The 14524-nt window shown below is 64.1% G+C and carries 9 protein-coding genes and 1 tRNA gene; 3 read left to right on the top strand and 7 right to left on the bottom strand.

All coding sequences use genetic code 11. The annotated features are described in order from the left end of the window. Positions 1–104: 104 nt before the first annotated feature. Positions 105–1082 carry a TAXI family TRAP transporter solute-binding subunit gene (locus JQ597_RS20885; RefSeq protein ID WP_212266077.1) on the bottom strand — a complete coding sequence of 326 codons (978 nt, stop codon included), beginning with the start codon at positions 1080–1082 and terminating at the stop codon, positions 105–107. A gap of 140 nt (positions 1083–1222) precedes the next feature. On the opposite strand from JQ597_RS20885, the gene JQ597_RS20880 reads away from it, so the two are divergent. After that, positions 1223–2200: a Bug family tripartite tricarboxylate transporter substrate binding protein gene (locus JQ597_RS20880; RefSeq protein WP_249132825.1), complete on the top strand. Its 978-nt coding sequence runs from the start codon at positions 1223–1225 to the stop codon at positions 2198–2200. A gap of 81 nt (positions 2201–2281) precedes the next feature. Then, positions 2282–2357 (top strand) — tRNA-Ile (locus JQ597_RS20875). 240 nt (positions 2358–2597) lie between these two features. On the opposite strand, the gene JQ597_RS20870 is transcribed toward JQ597_RS20875, so the two are convergent. Both JQ597_RS20870 and JQ597_RS20865 read right to left on the bottom strand, forming a co-directional pair. After that, on the bottom strand, positions 2598–6125 hold the full coding sequence (locus JQ597_RS20870) for an autotransporter domain-containing protein (RefSeq protein ID WP_249148062.1): 3528 nt from the start codon (positions 6123–6125) through the stop codon (positions 2598–2600). A 181-nt stretch (positions 6126–6306) separates the two neighbouring features. Next, positions 6307–9846, bottom strand: a complete 3540-nt coding sequence (locus JQ597_RS20865) for an autotransporter outer membrane beta-barrel domain-containing protein (RefSeq protein ID WP_212266075.1) — start codon at positions 9844–9846, stop codon at positions 6307–6309. 324 nt (positions 9847–10170) lie between these two features. Here JQ597_RS20865 and JQ597_RS20860 point away from each other — a divergent pair, with 324 nt between their 5' ends. Beyond that, complete coding sequence (locus tag JQ597_RS20860) at positions 10171–11376, top strand: TIGR03032 family protein (protein ID WP_212266074.1); 1206 nt, start codon at positions 10171–10173, stop codon at positions 11374–11376. 347 nt (positions 11377–11723) lie between these two features. Here the strand turns inward: JQ597_RS20860 and JQ597_RS20855 are convergent, their stop codons facing one another. The 4 genes from JQ597_RS20855 to JQ597_RS20840 all read right to left on the bottom strand — a co-directional run bounded on the left by JQ597_RS20855 (position 11724) and on the right by JQ597_RS20840 (position 14462). After that, positions 11724–11957, bottom strand: coding sequence for a hypothetical protein (locus JQ597_RS20855; RefSeq protein ID WP_212266073.1), 234 nt, complete (start codon positions 11955–11957; stop codon positions 11724–11726). Between the two features lie 55 nt (positions 11958–12012). After that, positions 12013–12453, bottom strand: coding sequence for a YybH family protein (locus tag JQ597_RS20850; RefSeq protein ID WP_212266072.1), 441 nt, complete (start codon positions 12451–12453; stop codon positions 12013–12015). 481 nt (positions 12454–12934) lie between these two features. Further along, the gene (locus JQ597_RS20845; RefSeq protein ID WP_212266071.1) at positions 12935–13975 is read right to left on the bottom strand and encodes an aliphatic amidase; all 1041 of its coding nucleotides are present in this window, start codon (positions 13973–13975) and stop codon (positions 12935–12937) included. A gap of 145 nt (positions 13976–14120) precedes the next feature. Next, the gene (locus tag JQ597_RS20840) at positions 14121–14462 is read right to left on the bottom strand and encodes an FmdB family zinc ribbon protein (protein WP_212266070.1); all 342 of its coding nucleotides are present in this window, start codon (positions 14460–14462) and stop codon (positions 14121–14123) included. Between the last annotated feature and the right edge of the window lie 62 nt (positions 14463–14524).

Here is a 14524-nt window from a genome sequence, read left to right as displayed (position 1 = left end):
CCGAAGGACCAGACCCGGAATCTCGAGATTCCCCGGTGCGCAATTGCGCACCTGAGGTTCACGCTTCGCGTGCCCCGGAATGACTCGTCGCCCTTAGGCGACGGTCACTTCACCACCCCAACTTCGCGGAAATATTTCAGCACGCCCGGATGGATCAGCTGCACATTAGGCGCGGCCGCGGCCGTGTTCACGGCCGTCGTCTCGCAGGCCTGCGGCAGCTTCTTGCACAACGACCCCTCGGCCCCGTGCAGCGTCTTCGCCAGCCGATAGGCAACGTCATCCGGCAGGCTTTCGCGCGCGAGGACAAAACTCCATGAGCCGATCGAATCGATCGCCGCCGGCTGGTTCGGGTAGCTGTTGGCGGGCACCGTCAACGGCTTGAGGAAAGTGTGCTTGGCGCGAACCTTGGCGATCTCGCCGGCGTCGGGCGCGATGAAGCGGGCGCCGCCGGGGCTTTCCGCCATGCTCTTGAAGCCAGGCCAGCCGATGCCCGCGCCCCATAGCGCCGCGGCACGGCCGTCCTGCACCATGGCCGGACCGTCGCCGGCGCGGTCGAGATAGATCGACTTGAAATCCTCGTCCTGCTTCAGCCCGATGCCGTCGAGCATGTAGCGCGACAGGATCGGCAGACCCGAGCCTTTGGCGCCGAACGCCACCGGCTGGCCGACGAGATCGCGAATGGTCTTGTAGGGGCTGTCGGCGCGCACCACGAACATGCCCGGGCTGGAATACATCGCGGTCAGGATCTTCAGCCTGGTCGGCGCCCGCCCGATGCCCATGAAGGCCTCGTAGGAAGGCTCCCCGGCTACCAGCGCGATATCGAGCCCATCGGTCTCGAGCAGCGGAATGTTCTCGCTGCTGCCCTTGGTGTTGCGTGGCTCGATCGACAGCGTCGGATCGGCGGCGTTCATGACTTCCGCAAACGCATTGCCATACACCGGGAAGCCGCCGCCCGGTGTCGCGGTTCCAAGACTAATCGGGGTACCGATTGTTGTTCTTGTAATGGCCTTGCCTCCGTCTTGCGCCGCAGCGCCGCCCGCCAGCAGAACAACGCCGGCGCAGACAATATGAGCGAGTTTCATGTTTGGCCTCAAGCGTGTTTTCAAGAGCAAGTCTGCTCCCGGGAGGAATGACCAATCAACGCGCATTGGAGGTTGTAGGCAAGCTCGGGCTTTTATGAAAGCATGGCCGCAACGGTAACAAGAAAATGACGGGAAGCATAATGATCCGATTTTCGCGAAAAGCATTGTTTGGTCTGGTTTGCCTTTTCAGCTTTGTGGCCAACACCTCCCCTTCCGCCGCCGCCGATTACCCCACCCGTCCGGTGAAATGGGTGATCGGCTTTGCCGCCGGAGGCCCGGTCGATATCGTCGCGCGTATCATGAGCCAGTGGTTGTCGGACCATTTCAACCAGCAATTCGTGGTCGAAAACCGCACCGGCTCCGGTGGCAATATCGCCGCGGCTGCGGCGATCAGCTCGCCGCCGGACGGCTACACACTGCTGTTCGTCGCGCCCAACAACGCGATCTCGACCTCGCTCTACAAGAAACTGCCGTTTGACTTCCTGCGCGATACCGCGCCGGTCGCCAGCATCATGCAACTCACCAATATGTTCGTGGTGTCGAACGCGACGCCGGCGAAAACCGTTCAGGAGTTCATCGACTACTGCAAGGCGAACCCCGGCAAGATCTCCTATGCGTCATCGGGCAATGGCACGTCGGTGCACATGTCGGCAGAACTGTTCAAGGCGATGACCAAATGCGACATGCTGCACGTGCCCTATCGCGGCTCGGCGCTGGCATTTCCGGACATCATTTCCGACAAGGTGCAGTTGATCTTCGACAATCTGCCGTCGGCGCTCGAACAGGTTCGGGGCGGCACCGTTCGCGCGCTCGGGGTCACCTCCCCGCAGCGCTGGCCGACGGTGCCGGACGTGCCCGCGATCGCCGAAACCGTGCCGGGCTTCGAGTCCGTCGGCTTTTACGGCATCTCGGTGCCGAAGGGCACGCCGCAGGAGGTCATCGATATCCTCAACAAGGCGGTCGGCGAAGCGCTGAAAGACCCCAAGCTGGTGGCGCGGCTCGCCGAGGTCGGCGGCATTCCGAAGCCGATGACACCAGCCGAATTCGGCAAGCTCGTCGCCGGCGAGACCGAGAAATGGCGCAAAGTTGTGGAATTTGCCGGCGTTTCGGTGGATTAACCCCGGCATTGCGGGATCGAGATCATCCCTGTAAACGATGCCCGCACCGTTGCCGGCCGCCTCAAAACGGCCGTCGCGGCGGGGCCTGTAGCTCAATGGTTAGAGCCGGCCGCTCATAACGGTCTGGTTGCAGGTTCGAGTCCTGCCGGGCCCACCATAAAATCAGGGACTTATCGATTTTGCTTTTTTCTACGCCGCCAGAAATTCCGACAGAATTTCGGAGACGCGCGTGATCTCATCGATAATATCCAAGTCCTTTCAACGGCGGGTTTGTGAGCCGACCGTGCAGACGGCCTTGCTTGCATGTAATTGTGACAACAGAACAACAGGGCGGCGCAGGATCGGGCATCGTTAGCGATGTCCGCAGTTCCGAACTGCGCCAACAAACGGAAGTCGCCTACCACTGATAGCGAACGACGCCCTTGCCGGCGTAGGATCGGCTCACGTCGGAGAACTCACCCTCGAACGTCGCGGCGGCGGACCAGCCGTTGATCCATTTCACTTCGGCGGACGCTGTGGTGAGCGCCTTGTTGTGCGACTGCGCCGCGCCGTTGACGACAAAGGATGCGCCGGGCAGCGTCTGGAAGGTCGCGCCGATCGAGGGGTTGGTGTTGTAGTCATAGGCCCACGCCAGCCGGCCGCGCAGCGTGAGGATCGCGTTCTGCATCGCCCAGGACTTGTCGGTGCGCACACCAATCTCGCTGCGCGGGGCCGTGACGCTCTTCGCGCCGTACGCGAGTGCAAACGTATTGGCGCCGGACAGAACCTGTTCGGCATAGGCGGGCAGCTCGAAGGTGGTGAATTGTCCGGCGGCATAGGGCGTGATGCCGATGCCGCCGATCCATGGGCCGACAAAACGATAGCCGCCCTCGGCGCGGCCAGAGAAGGCATTGGCCTTGAACTCGGCGCGCAACCGGTCGATGCCGGCGATGGTCACGGTACGGTCGGTCGTGACGACCTGCCAGCCATAGGCCAGCGCTGCCGTCAGATACGCCGGGCCAACATTGTGCCGCACGAACGCTCCGGCCTGGAACAGATCAGAGCGGCCGCTTCCCATTCCGTTGACGGCAAAACTGGTGCCGCCGCCGGCCAGCGCAAAGCCGGCGATCGTGAACGGCGAGAAGCGATAGTCGGCGCCCACCGCCGTGCCGGCAAGGCGCGAAGTCGCGGTGTTGGAGCCGGGCGCAGCATTGCCGTCTGATGTCTGCGAGCCGCCATAGCCCGCCGCCCACACGCTCCAGCGCTGCTCGAACGACACGGCGGGCGCCGCCTTGGTGAACATCGCATAGGCGTCGCGGGCAGCAGGCTTTTGCGTCGAAGCGTAACCGTTGGCGGTACTGGTGCCGCCCGCGCCTGGACCATCGCCGCGGCCATCGATAAAGGGATCGGTCAGCAGACCCATGAACTGGTTCATGGCATTAAACGTGGTCGCCTGCGAACCGGTCGCGGACTCGCCCGACGCCTGGGACAGGCTCCCCGCCGACAGCGTCGCAAATACCAGCGGAATGCCGCCTGTCGTGTTGAAGTAAGTAATCAGCGCGTTGGCGACGTTGTTCTGATTGCCGTTGATGGTGCCGGCGGCCGGCGTCGTGAAGGTCAGATCGAGGTTCAGGTAAGCGTGGGTGGTGTCGTAGCTCAGCGAGTCATGGAAGTTCGACGGCAGATTGGTGTTGGCGAGCGTGCCAAAGGTGCCGCTGATGCTGCCGGCCGTCAGGATCGTGTATTGCTTCGAGATGTAGCTGCCCGGCGCAAAGCTGGCGTTGACCGTTGCGCCGCCGAGGGTGACTACGCCCGAAACATTGGCGAACGACGCCGTCGTTGGGTTGACGTTGACCAGATAGGTCGAAGCTGCGTTCAGCCCGAGCGTGCCGCCCACCGTCATCGATGAGCCGGGCGTGCCGGAGCCCGGCGCGAAGGTGCCGCCGGAAATTGAAGTGTTGCCAATCGTGCCGGTACCGCCGAGCGTGCCGCCGCTCACGGTGAAAGCGCTGCTCAGGCTGCCGTTGACAAGAAGCGTGCCGCCGCCGACCGAGAACGCGGTGATGGCGGTGTTGGCGCCGGTGAGCGTCCAGGTGCCGCTGCCGGTCTTTTCGCCGGCCTCGAACGAGGAGAGCTGGCCGACATTGAAGCTGCCCGAACCGGTGCCGCTCAGCCCCAGCGTGTCGGTGCCGGTGCCGCCGAGCACGTTGCCGTTGATGACGGCGCCGGTCACCAATTCGAGGCGGTTGGCGAAGGCGCTCGCCTGGTCGAACCGGATGGCGCCGCCGGCGCCACCGTTCACCGTGCCGGCCACCGTGACGGTCGCAGGGCGGCCAAGAGCCTGGATGCCATAGCCACTGGTGCCGCTCACGGTACCGGTGGCGGTGACGGTGAGCGCGCCGCTGCCGCTGTTGCGCGCAAAAATGCCATCGCTGCTGCCGCTGACCGTGCTGCCGGCGGCGGTGGTCACGGCGAGATCGGTGCCGAAGTTCTGCGCGTAGATGCCGCGACCATTGGTGCCGGTGACATTGCCGTTGGCGGTGATGCTGACCGCGCCCGTGCCGGAGTTTCGCGCGCGAATGCCGTTGGTGCCGCTGACCGTCGTGCCCGCGCCGGTGGTCACGCTCAGATTGGTGCTCGCGGCGTAATTGCGTGCGTAAATGCCGGAGTTGCCAGGGCCGGTGACATTGCCGTTGGCAGTGATGGTGAGCGCGCCCGTGCCGAGGTTTTTCGCACTAATGCCGTAGCTGGCGCCGCTGACCGTGGTGCCGGCGCCGGTGGTTACGCTGACCGTGGTACCCGCGGCCGAATTCTGTGCGTAAATGCCGCGACCACCGCCGCCGGTGGCGGTGACATCGCCGTTGGCGGTGACGGTCAGCGCGCCGGTGCCGAGGTTGCGCGCGTTAATGCCCCTGTTAGAGCCGCTGACCGTGGTGCCGGCTGCGGTGGTTACGCTGACACCGGTGCCGGGGGCGAAACTGAGTGCGTAAATGCCGCGACCACCGGTGCCGGTAACATCGCCGTTGGCGGTGACGGTCAGCGCGCCCGTGCCGTAGTTGTACGCGGAAACGCCGTTGCTGCCGCCGCTCACCGTCGTGCCGGCGCCGGTGGTCACGGTGAGATCGGTGCCGTTGACGCTGTTCCGCGCGAACATGCCGGGACCATTGGTACCGGTGACATTGCCGTTGGCGGTGATGGTGAGCGCGCCGATGCCCTCGTTGCGCGTATAAATGCCGATGCGGCCGCTGACCGTGGTGCTGGCGGCGGTGGTCACGGTGAGATCGGTGCCGAAATCCTTCCGCGCGAAGATGCCGTAACCGGTGGTGCTGGTGACATTGCCGTTGGCGGTGACGGTCAGCGCGCCCGTGCCGAAGTTGCGCGCGTAAATGCCGCCGCGGTCGCCGCTGACCGTCGTGCCGGCGCCGGTGGTCACGCTGAGAGCGGTGCCGCTGTTGAGGTTTCGCGCGAAGATGCCGTAATCAAAGGTGCCGGTGACACTGCCGTTGGCGGTGATGGTCACCGCGCCCGCGCCGTAGTTGCGCGCATCAATGCCGCGGTAGCCGCTGAGCGCGCCATTGGTGGCGATGGTGACGCTGCCGGGCGTGGCGCCATAATCGGTGATGGAACGGACATGAAGAGCGGTGCCCGCCGCAGCGGTGAGCGGCGAGGCGTCGGTGTCGGTATAGGACAGGGCGCCGTCGCCGGTAATCGTGATCGCATTGCCGGCGGCGGTATTGACGCTGAACCCGGCGACGGTGGAGACGCTGGCGTTGTTGGCGTTGATCGACTGCCCGGTGACATTGGCGCCCGAACACTGGTAGTTCGGTGCAACGGTAGGCACACACTGGCCATAGGCGCGGCGGCCATAGCCGACGGTCGCCGCCGCCAGCATGGTGCCCGACAGCAGAACCCGCCGACGCAACGCGCCTGCATGACCAGAACTCAAGACCCCCACTCCCGCCGCCTGGGCCGTACTCTTATGCTTTGCAGCACAAGCGGCCGTACGCCCCACCCGGCGGCGGTTCCTCGCCAGACTACCGGACCGGCATCGCCCCATCAATGCGAACCCGGACTTTAACGGCGATTACGTTCTGAAATTTTTCTGATATTTGGGTTTCCGCGCCGATTCACCACGCGTATCTAACGCTGCCCTTGGCGGCGTAGCCGGCGGTGGTGTGGGAGAACTCGCCGTCGAAACGGCCTGCGACCGTCCAGCCATTGTGCCATTTCATTTCGGCGCCGAGCGACGCCAGCGCGGCGTCGGCCGAAGGCAGCGCGCCGTTTACACTGAAGGTGGCGCCCGGCAGCGTCTGGAAGGTCGCCGTCGCGGAGCGGTCGGTATTCCAGTCATGCGCCCAGGCCGCCCTGGCCTTGAGGGTGAAGACGCCGCCCTGCACCGGCGTCGCCTTGTCGAATTTCGCGCCGAGCTCGCTGCGCGTCGCGGTGACGGACTTCGAGGCGTAGTTCAGCGCGAAGGTGTTGCTGCCGGAGGTCGCGGTCTCGCCGTAAGACGGCAGATAGAACGTCGTGGTCTGCAACGCCGCATAGGGCGTGATGCCGGCCATCGGCGTGGCATAACGCCAGCCGCCTTCGAGACGCGTGGCCAGCGCCTGCGCCTGGAACGAGGCGTGCAGTCTATCGATGCCCGCGATCGTCACGGTGCGATCTGTGGTCGTGTCCTGCCAGGAATAGCCGAGCAAGCCCGCCACGTAAGCCGCACCCCAAATATGCTTGGCATAGGCCGCCGCGTTGAAGGCGTCGGCGCGGCCGCCGCCAAATCCGTTGGCGATATCGAAGCTCGAGCCGGCGCCGCCGAGCGAAAACCCTGCCTGGGTGTCCGGCGTGAAATGATAGCTCGCCCCGGCAACGGCACCGAAGACCCGGTTGGTCGTGCTGTTGGTGCCCGCGGCCGTGTCGCCGTTGACGCGGCTGTTGCCGCCATAGGCCGAGGCCCACACGGCCCAGCGCTGCTCGAACGATGGCGCACGCCGGTCGCGCGGCGTCACGGCGGCGTAGGCCTCTTTCGCCTCGCGCGAGAGCTTGCGCCTGGCCGAATAGGCGTTCGCGTTATCCTCTTCCTGTGCGAAACCTGTCGCACCGCCCTGACCGGGACCGTCACCGAAGGCGCCGTCGAACACGCCATTGATGAACTGCCCTACCCCGGTAATGCCCGCCTGCGACGTTGACGCACCCGGCTGGCCGGAAGCTTGCGACAAAGCGGGCGCCGACAGCGTCGCGAACGTCAACGGAATGCCGCCGTTGCTGTTGAAGGAATTGATCAGCGCGTTGGCGACGTTGTTCTGGTTGCCGTTGAGGGTGCCGGACGCGGGCGTCGTGAAACTCAGGATCAGGTTGAGGTAAGCGTGGGTGGCATCGTAGCTCAGCGTATCGTGAAAGTTCGCCGGCAGATTGGTGTTGGCGACGGTCGGATTAAACGTTCCGCTCACGCTGCCGGCGGTCAGGATGGTGTACTGCTTGGCGATATAGCTGCCGGTCGCAAAGTTGGCATTCACGGTCGCGCCGCCGAGCGTGGCCACGCCCGAGACGTTGGCGAACGACGATGTCGTTGGATTGATGTTGATGGCATAGGCCGCCGCCGCATTGAAGCCGAGCGTGCCGCTGACCGTCATCGATGACCCGGGCGTGCCCGAACCCGGCGCGAAGGTGCCGCCGGAAACCAACGTGTTGCCAACCGTGCCGGTGCCGCTGAGCGTGCCGCCGCTCACGGTGAAAGCCGCGTTGCTCAGGCTGCCATTCACCGCCAGCGTGCCGCCGCTGACGGCGAATGTGCCGATGCCTGCGTTTGCGCCGGTGAGCGTCCAGCTGCCGCTGCCGGTCTTTTCGCCGGCCTCGAACGAGGAGAGCTGGGCGACATTGAAGCTGCCCGAACCCGTGCCGCTCAGCCCCAGCGTGTCGGTGCCGATGCCGCCGAGCACATTGCCGTTGATGACGGCGCCCGTCACCAATTCGAGGCGGTTGGCGAAGGCGCCCGCCTGGTCGAACTGGATGGCGGTGCCACCGCCGCCGGTTACAGTCCCGGCCACCGTCACGGTCGCAGGGCGGCTGCGAGCCTGGATGCCAAAGCCACTGGTGCCGCTCACGGTGCTGGTGGCGGCGACGGTGACGGCGAGCGCGCCCGTGCCGTAGTTCTGCGCAAAAATGCCGTTGGTGCTGCCGCTCACCGTTGCGCCGGCTGCGGTGGTCACGCTGAGATTGGTGCCCGCGCCGGAATTGTATGCGAAGATGCCGTTATCATTGGTGCCGGTGACATTGCCGTTGGCGGTGATGGTCAGCGCGCCCGTGCCTTGGTTGTCCGCAAAAATGCCGATGTTGCCGCCGCTCACCGCGGTGCCGGCGCCGGTGGTCACGGTGAGATTGGTGCCCGCGCCGGAACTGTATGCGTTGATGCCGCGATTAGAGGTGCCGGTGACATTGCCGTTGGCGGTGATGGTCAGCGCGCCCGTGCCGTAGTTCTGCGCAAAAATGCCGTTGGCGCCGCTGACCGTCGTGCCGGCGCCGGTGGTCACGGTGAGAGTGGTGCCGGCGCCGGTGTTCCGCGCGTCGATGCCGACACCACTGGTGCCGGTGACATCGCCGTTGGCGGCGATGGTCAGCGCGCCCGTGCCGTAGTGGCGCGCAAAAATGCCGTTGGTGCCGCTGACCGTTGTGCCGGCGCCGGTGGTCACGGTGAGAGTGGTGCCGGCGCCGATGTTCCGCGCGTCGATGCCGTTACCAGCGGTGCCGGTGACATCGCCGTTGGCGGCGATGGTCAGCGCGCCCGTGCCGTAGTGGCGCGCATTAATGCCGTTGGTGCCGCCGCTGACCGTCGTGCCGGCGCCGGTGGTCATGGTGAGATCGGTGCCGGTGTTCCGCGCGTAGATGCCGTTAACACTGGTGCCGGTGACATTGCCGCTTGCGGTGATGGTCAGCGCGCCCGTGCCGAAGTTGCGCGCAAGAATGCCGAAGTTGCCGCTGACCGTCGTGCCGGCGCCGGTGGTTACGCTGAGAGCGGTGCCGGAGTTGTTCTGCGCGTAGATGCCGTTAACACTGGTGCCGGTGACATCGCCGTTGGCGGTGACGGTCAGCGCGCCCGTGCCGAAGTTGCGCGCCCGGATGCCGAAGCCGCCGCTGACCGTGGTGCCGGCGCCGGTGGTCACGGTGAGAGCGGTGCCGGAGTTGTTCTGCGCGAAGATGCCGTTACCACCGGCGCCGGTGACATTGCCGTTGGCGGTGATGGTCAGCGCCCCCGTGCCGTTGTTTTGCCCAACAATGCCGGCGGCGCCGCTGAGCGCGCCATTGGTGGCGATGGTGACGCTGCCGGGCGTGCCGGCAAAGTCGCCGTTGGAGCGAACATTAAGAGCGTAGCCCGCCGCAGCGGTAAGCGACGAGGCGTTGGTGTCGGTATAGGACAGGGCGCCGTCACCGGTAATCGTGATCGCATGGCCGGCGGCGGTGTTGACGCTGAACCCGGCGACGGTGGAGACGCTGGCGTTGTTGGCGTTGATCGTCTGCGTGGTGACTTCGGCGCCCGAGCACTGGTAGGTCGAGCCGCCGCTGGGATCGCAAGCGCCATAGGCGCGACGCCCATAACCGGTGACCGCGGCCACCAGCATGGTGCCCGACAGCAGAACCCGCCGGCGCAACGCGCTCGCATTTCCAGAACTCAAGACCCTACCCCTGCCGCCTAGCCATTCATTTTAGTTTTTAGTCCCAGGCCTTTGCGGCACAGGCAGCGAGCGACCCACGCGAGGTAAGTTCTTGAGGGTCAGATTACCGGAGCGGGCGCAGCCTAACAATGGCGGCCGGGTTCTCCTGGCGCGCTATTTTCTGACATTATTCTGATATTTGGGCTTCAGGCCGGGCGCGCGCGCGCATTTTGCCGGAAATGATGGCGAATCGACCCCTTCAACATCGCCAGCGCCTGGGTGTGTGCGCGGTGCAGCGGCAAGAAAGACTGATAGGGTGCGTCAGGACCAACGGGGAGAAGATGCATGAGCGAGCGTGGCCGAGAGTCGTCATCCGTCCTGGACGACGAGGAAAGGCCGGCGCCAGCCGCCCCTCCGGCGAGCACGGAGATCGCGCCCGCCGGGCAAGAGAGCAAGGCTGCCGAGCCGCAGTCGACGCCGGCGGCAGAGCGCGTCACCTATTCCATGTCGCCGGGCCTGCCCGGCTTCCTCGGCGCGCAGCGGATCGCGCTCGCGGTGTCGTCCTATCAGTCGGGCAAGTTCTACCTGCTCGGGCAGAACGTCGACGGCGGGCTCATGGTCGACGAGCGCTTCTTCCGCAAGGCGATGGGGATTTGCGTTCCCGACAAGGACACCCTGCTGCTGGCGACGCTGTTCCAGATCGTGCGGTTCAAGAACGTGCTGAACCCAGGCGAGCAGATCAACAATGTGTTCGATGCCTGCTTTGTGCCGCGCGAAACCTACGTCACCGGCGAGATCGACGCGCACGACGTCGGCGTTCTCAAGGACGGGCGCGTGGTGTTCGTCAACACGCTTTACAACTGCCTCGCCACGCCGTCGCAGCGCCACAGCTTCACGCCGCTGTGGAAGCCGCCGTTCATCTCGGCGATCGTCAAGGAGGACCGCTGCCATTTGAACGGCCTCGCCATGGCGGACGGCGTGCCGCGCTACGTCACCGCTGTGAGCAGGTCCGACACCATCGACGGCTGGCGTGACCGGCGCGCCAGCGGCGGTGTCGTCGTCGACGTGCAGACCGGCGAGATCGTCATCGGCGGCCTGTCGATGCCGCATTCGCCGCGGATCTATCGCGACCGCCTCTGGCTGCTGAACTCGGGCACCGGCGAGCTCGGCTGGGTCGAGCCGGGCCCCGGCGGTAGCGCGGCCAAATTCCACGTGCTGGCGTTCTGCCCCGGCTTCTTGCGCGGGCTTGCCTTCCACGGCAACCATGCCTTCGTCGGGCTGTCGAAGCCGCGCTATCAGCGCTTCGAGGGACTGGCGCTCGATCAGAAGCTCGCGGACGCCGATTCCGATCCGTGGTGCGGCGTGCAGGTGATCGATCTCGACAGCGGGGCCTGCGTGCACTGGTTCCGCCTCGACGGCGCGGTGGCGGAGCTCTACGACCTTGCGGTCGTGCCCGGCGCGATGCGTCCGATGTCGCTCGGCTTCGCCAGCGACGAAATCCTCGGGCTGATCACGCACGATCCGCTCGCAGACGGCGCGCTGCCGCGTTGAGCCGTGCAAGACGGACGGAACGCAGACCCGTTCGGGCGAGGCCCTTTTGGCAGTTGGCGGTCTTCCATGCCACCAACCCCGTGAACAAACGCGCACAAACGTGAATGATCTTGATCGAGAAACACTGATTATGTTCGAATTGCCCGAAAGGGTACTGCGCTCATAACGGTCTGGTTGCAGGTTCGAGTCCTGCCGGGCCCACCACAATGCCGCGCCCGGATTGATATCATTGATTTTTCGAGCCTGAAATTACCACCGCCCCAAAGGTGGTAACGACCCGTTGTTCTAGGCCCGTTCTTTTCGAGGTGCAGATGTACGAGTTCGCTTTGTCCCACCACATCGTCGGATCAAGGCCGCGTCCATTGCGCCAGCGCGCGCGCAGCGAGCCCCTTGCGATCGGCTTTCTTGGTGTAGCTGCGCCATCTGATAGCCTGCGAAAACTTTGACCGCGCTTCGGCACCGCGTCTGCCGCGGCGCGTGCAGACGAAGCGCGGCTCGATGTCGGACAGCCGGACATCATCGGCCCAGCCGTCCGCGTTGGTCTCGACATGATGGCTGCAGCGGTGATCGCGGCAAACCATCGGAGCTTGGTCAGGAACGCCCACCTCTTGCGAGGTGGGCGCTTCGCGTTAATGATCAGTCTTTCTTAGGTGGAATCGGAGCTGCTGTTAGCATTCGGATCTTCCATTTGCCATCTGCTTTGACATAGACGGCGGTCCAAGTACCCGATGCATCCAGCGCATCGCCCTTGTCGTTCTTGCCGGTGATGTGGAATTTGCCCACCGCAGCCGGGGTATCATTATCGACCTGCCACACCTCTTCGACCGTGGAATCGAGCTTGTTAAAACCAGCCTTGAAACTACCGGCATAAGCGGTCGCAACGTCATGCTTCCCGGCCGGGTTGATAAAAACGCCGTCCTTAGTGTAGAGCCCCGCGACGCACGCCGGGTCCCGCTTGGTGTAACAATCCATGTAGGAGATGGCGATCTTGCTGACTTCCTGCTTCATATCGTCAGCAGATGCCCGAGCCGTAAACATTAAGGGGATGCACAACGCCAATAATACTGGACGTTTCATTTCCATTCCCTCCTTAGTGGCGCGTAATTGCACCGTGACGCCCACCGCAATGGGCGCTGCGTTGCAATCCTGTACTTCTTCTAGCCGACTTCATGGGTACGCCGGTCGGCCGATATCGAGAAAGGTCCCGACCGACCGTCACTATGATTTTCGCCGTGCGTGTTGTTTGAGATAGGTCAAGACAACAGGAAGTTGGTGGTAATGGCGCGTAGAAAAGCTCAATGGCTTCAATGGGGCTCTTTGATTACCACCAAGCTTCTAAATACAAGACATTGCAGCGCAGTTTGATATCTGCCGGGCCCACCAGCCTTCGCTCGCGAAGCGAGTGAAGGCTGCCGCGCCGAAGCCCATTTGGGCGAAGGCGGGCGCGGCCGCGAGCTACGGCTCGGCAAGCCATCCAACAAAATATCGCACACCACTGCCAGTCATCGATCCCGGCCCAGGGCCGGGACCGCGTCGTGCGGCGCGCTGTTTCCTTTGTCTAGTAATTGCTCGCGGACTTCTCGTTCGGGATGCCGTCGATTGGGCATTCGTCGGTTCCCGGGGTGGAGCGGGTCATCGCCTCGACCATTTCGCGCGTGCCTTCGGGATCGGCGATCCACTTCGAATAGAAGTCGTAAGGACAGGTAGCAAGGCCCTTCGCGCCTTCGCCGGAATTGATCATGCCGGTGTAGCCGCGATGGACCAGCTTGTAGAGATGGTTCTGCGACTGGTTGTTGCGGCGGGCATCGCGGATCAGGTTCTTCGACAGCGCTGCATACTGGATGCCGTATTCCTCTTCACCGGTCTCACCCAACGTGCGGCCGTCGAAGCCGATGATCGCGGAGTGACCGAAATAGGAATACACGCCGTCGAAGCCCGCGGCATTGGCGACCGCGACATAGACATTGTTGGCCCAGGCCATCGCCTTGGAGATCAGCACCTGCTGCTCCTTGGCCGGGTACATATAGCCCTGGCAGCGCACGATCAGCTCGGCGCCCTTCATGGCGCAGTCGCGCCAGATTTCGGGAAAATTGCCGTCGTCGCAGATGATCAGGCTGACCTTCAGCCCTTTCGGACCGTCGGACACATAGGTGCAATTGCCGGGATACCAGCCTTCGATCGGCACCCAGGGCATGATCTTGCGGTATTTCTGGACGATCTCGCCCTTGTCGTTCATCAGGATCAGGGTGTTGTACGGCGCCTTGTGCGGATGCTCCTCGTGACGCTCGCCAGTGAGCGAGAACACGCCCCACACTTTCGCCTTGCGGCAGGCTTCGGCAAAGATCGCGGTTTCCTCGCCCGGCACGACAGAGGCGGTCTCGTACATCTCCTTGGAGTCGTACATGATGCCGTGGGTGGAATATTCCGGGAAGATCACGAGATCCATGCCCGGCAGGCCAAGCTTCATGCCCACCACCATGTCGGCGATCTTGCGGGCGTTTTCGAGCACCTCCGCTTTGGTGTGCAGGCGCGGCATCTTGTAATTGACGACGGCGACGCCGACCGTGTCGTTGCTTGAGGAAATGTCACCGTGAAGCATGGGGTTCGCCTGTCCTGTTCTTGTTCAACTCTGCCGTCGCGGCCTCTGAGCCTTTTCCGTTCCGATGGAATCGGAACGGGGCTCTATCTTCTGTTTTGACGCGTTTTCTTCACGCGAACCGGTATCCACTTCGCTTGAAAACGCTCTAGTGGCTGATCATCCACGGCCGCGCGGTCGGGAAACTCTTGGCGCCGCTTCTGGTCTGCTTCATCAGCCGCGCCGGCTTCTTGCTTGAACAGCAGCCGCAGCCCGGGGCATGCGAGGCCTTGTACTGGTCGAGGGTCTTTGGCGCGTTGGCGCTGCGTTCGTTGGTGGCGTGGGCCTTGCGCTTGTCTGACGGCATGCAGAAGAACGCCGGCGCCGTGAGGATCACGCGCGGCGACTCGGTTTCGCATTGCGGGCAGTCCTGCGGCGCGTCGCATTCGGCCATCGGCCGCATGTCGGTGAACGGGCCGCAATCATTGCAGAGATATTCGTAGACCGGCATTGCACTATCCTTGCGCTGACTCGTCGAGGGTGCACGGCGGATGCGGGGCGGCAGATACACAC

Source organism: Bradyrhizobium sp. AUGA SZCCT0177 (genome assembly GCF_018130125.1).
Lineage (GTDB): Bacteria > Pseudomonadota > Alphaproteobacteria > Rhizobiales > Xanthobacteraceae > Bradyrhizobium.
This window is presented reverse-complemented; position numbering and strand designations above follow the sequence as displayed.

Bases quoted from the DNA above. Each gene is read 5' to 3' on its own strand.
- JQ597_RS20885 (WP_212266077.1), bottom strand. From the start codon at position 1,082: ATGAAACTCGCTCATATTGTCTGCGCCGGCGTTGTTCTGCTGGCGGGC.
- JQ597_RS20880 (WP_249132825.1), top strand. From the start codon at position 1,223: ATGATCCGATTTTCGCGAAAAGCATTGTTTGGTCTGGTTTGCCTTTTC.
- JQ597_RS20860 (WP_212266074.1), top strand. From the start codon at position 10,171: ATGAGCGAGCGTGGCCGAGAGTCGTCATCCGTCCTGGACGACGAGGAA.
- JQ597_RS20855 (WP_212266073.1), bottom strand. From the start codon at position 11,957: ATGGTTTGCCGCGATCACCGCTGCAGCCATCATGTCGAGACCAACGCG.
- JQ597_RS20850 (WP_212266072.1), bottom strand. From the start codon at position 12,453: ATGAAACGTCCAGTATTATTGGCGTTGTGCATCCCCTTAATGTTTACG.
- JQ597_RS20845 (WP_212266071.1), bottom strand. From the start codon at position 13,975: ATGCTTCACGGTGACATTTCCTCAAGCAACGACACGGTCGGCGTCGCC.
- JQ597_RS20840 (WP_212266070.1), bottom strand. From the start codon at position 14,462: ATGCCGGTCTACGAATATCTCTGCAATGATTGCGGCCCGTTCACCGAC.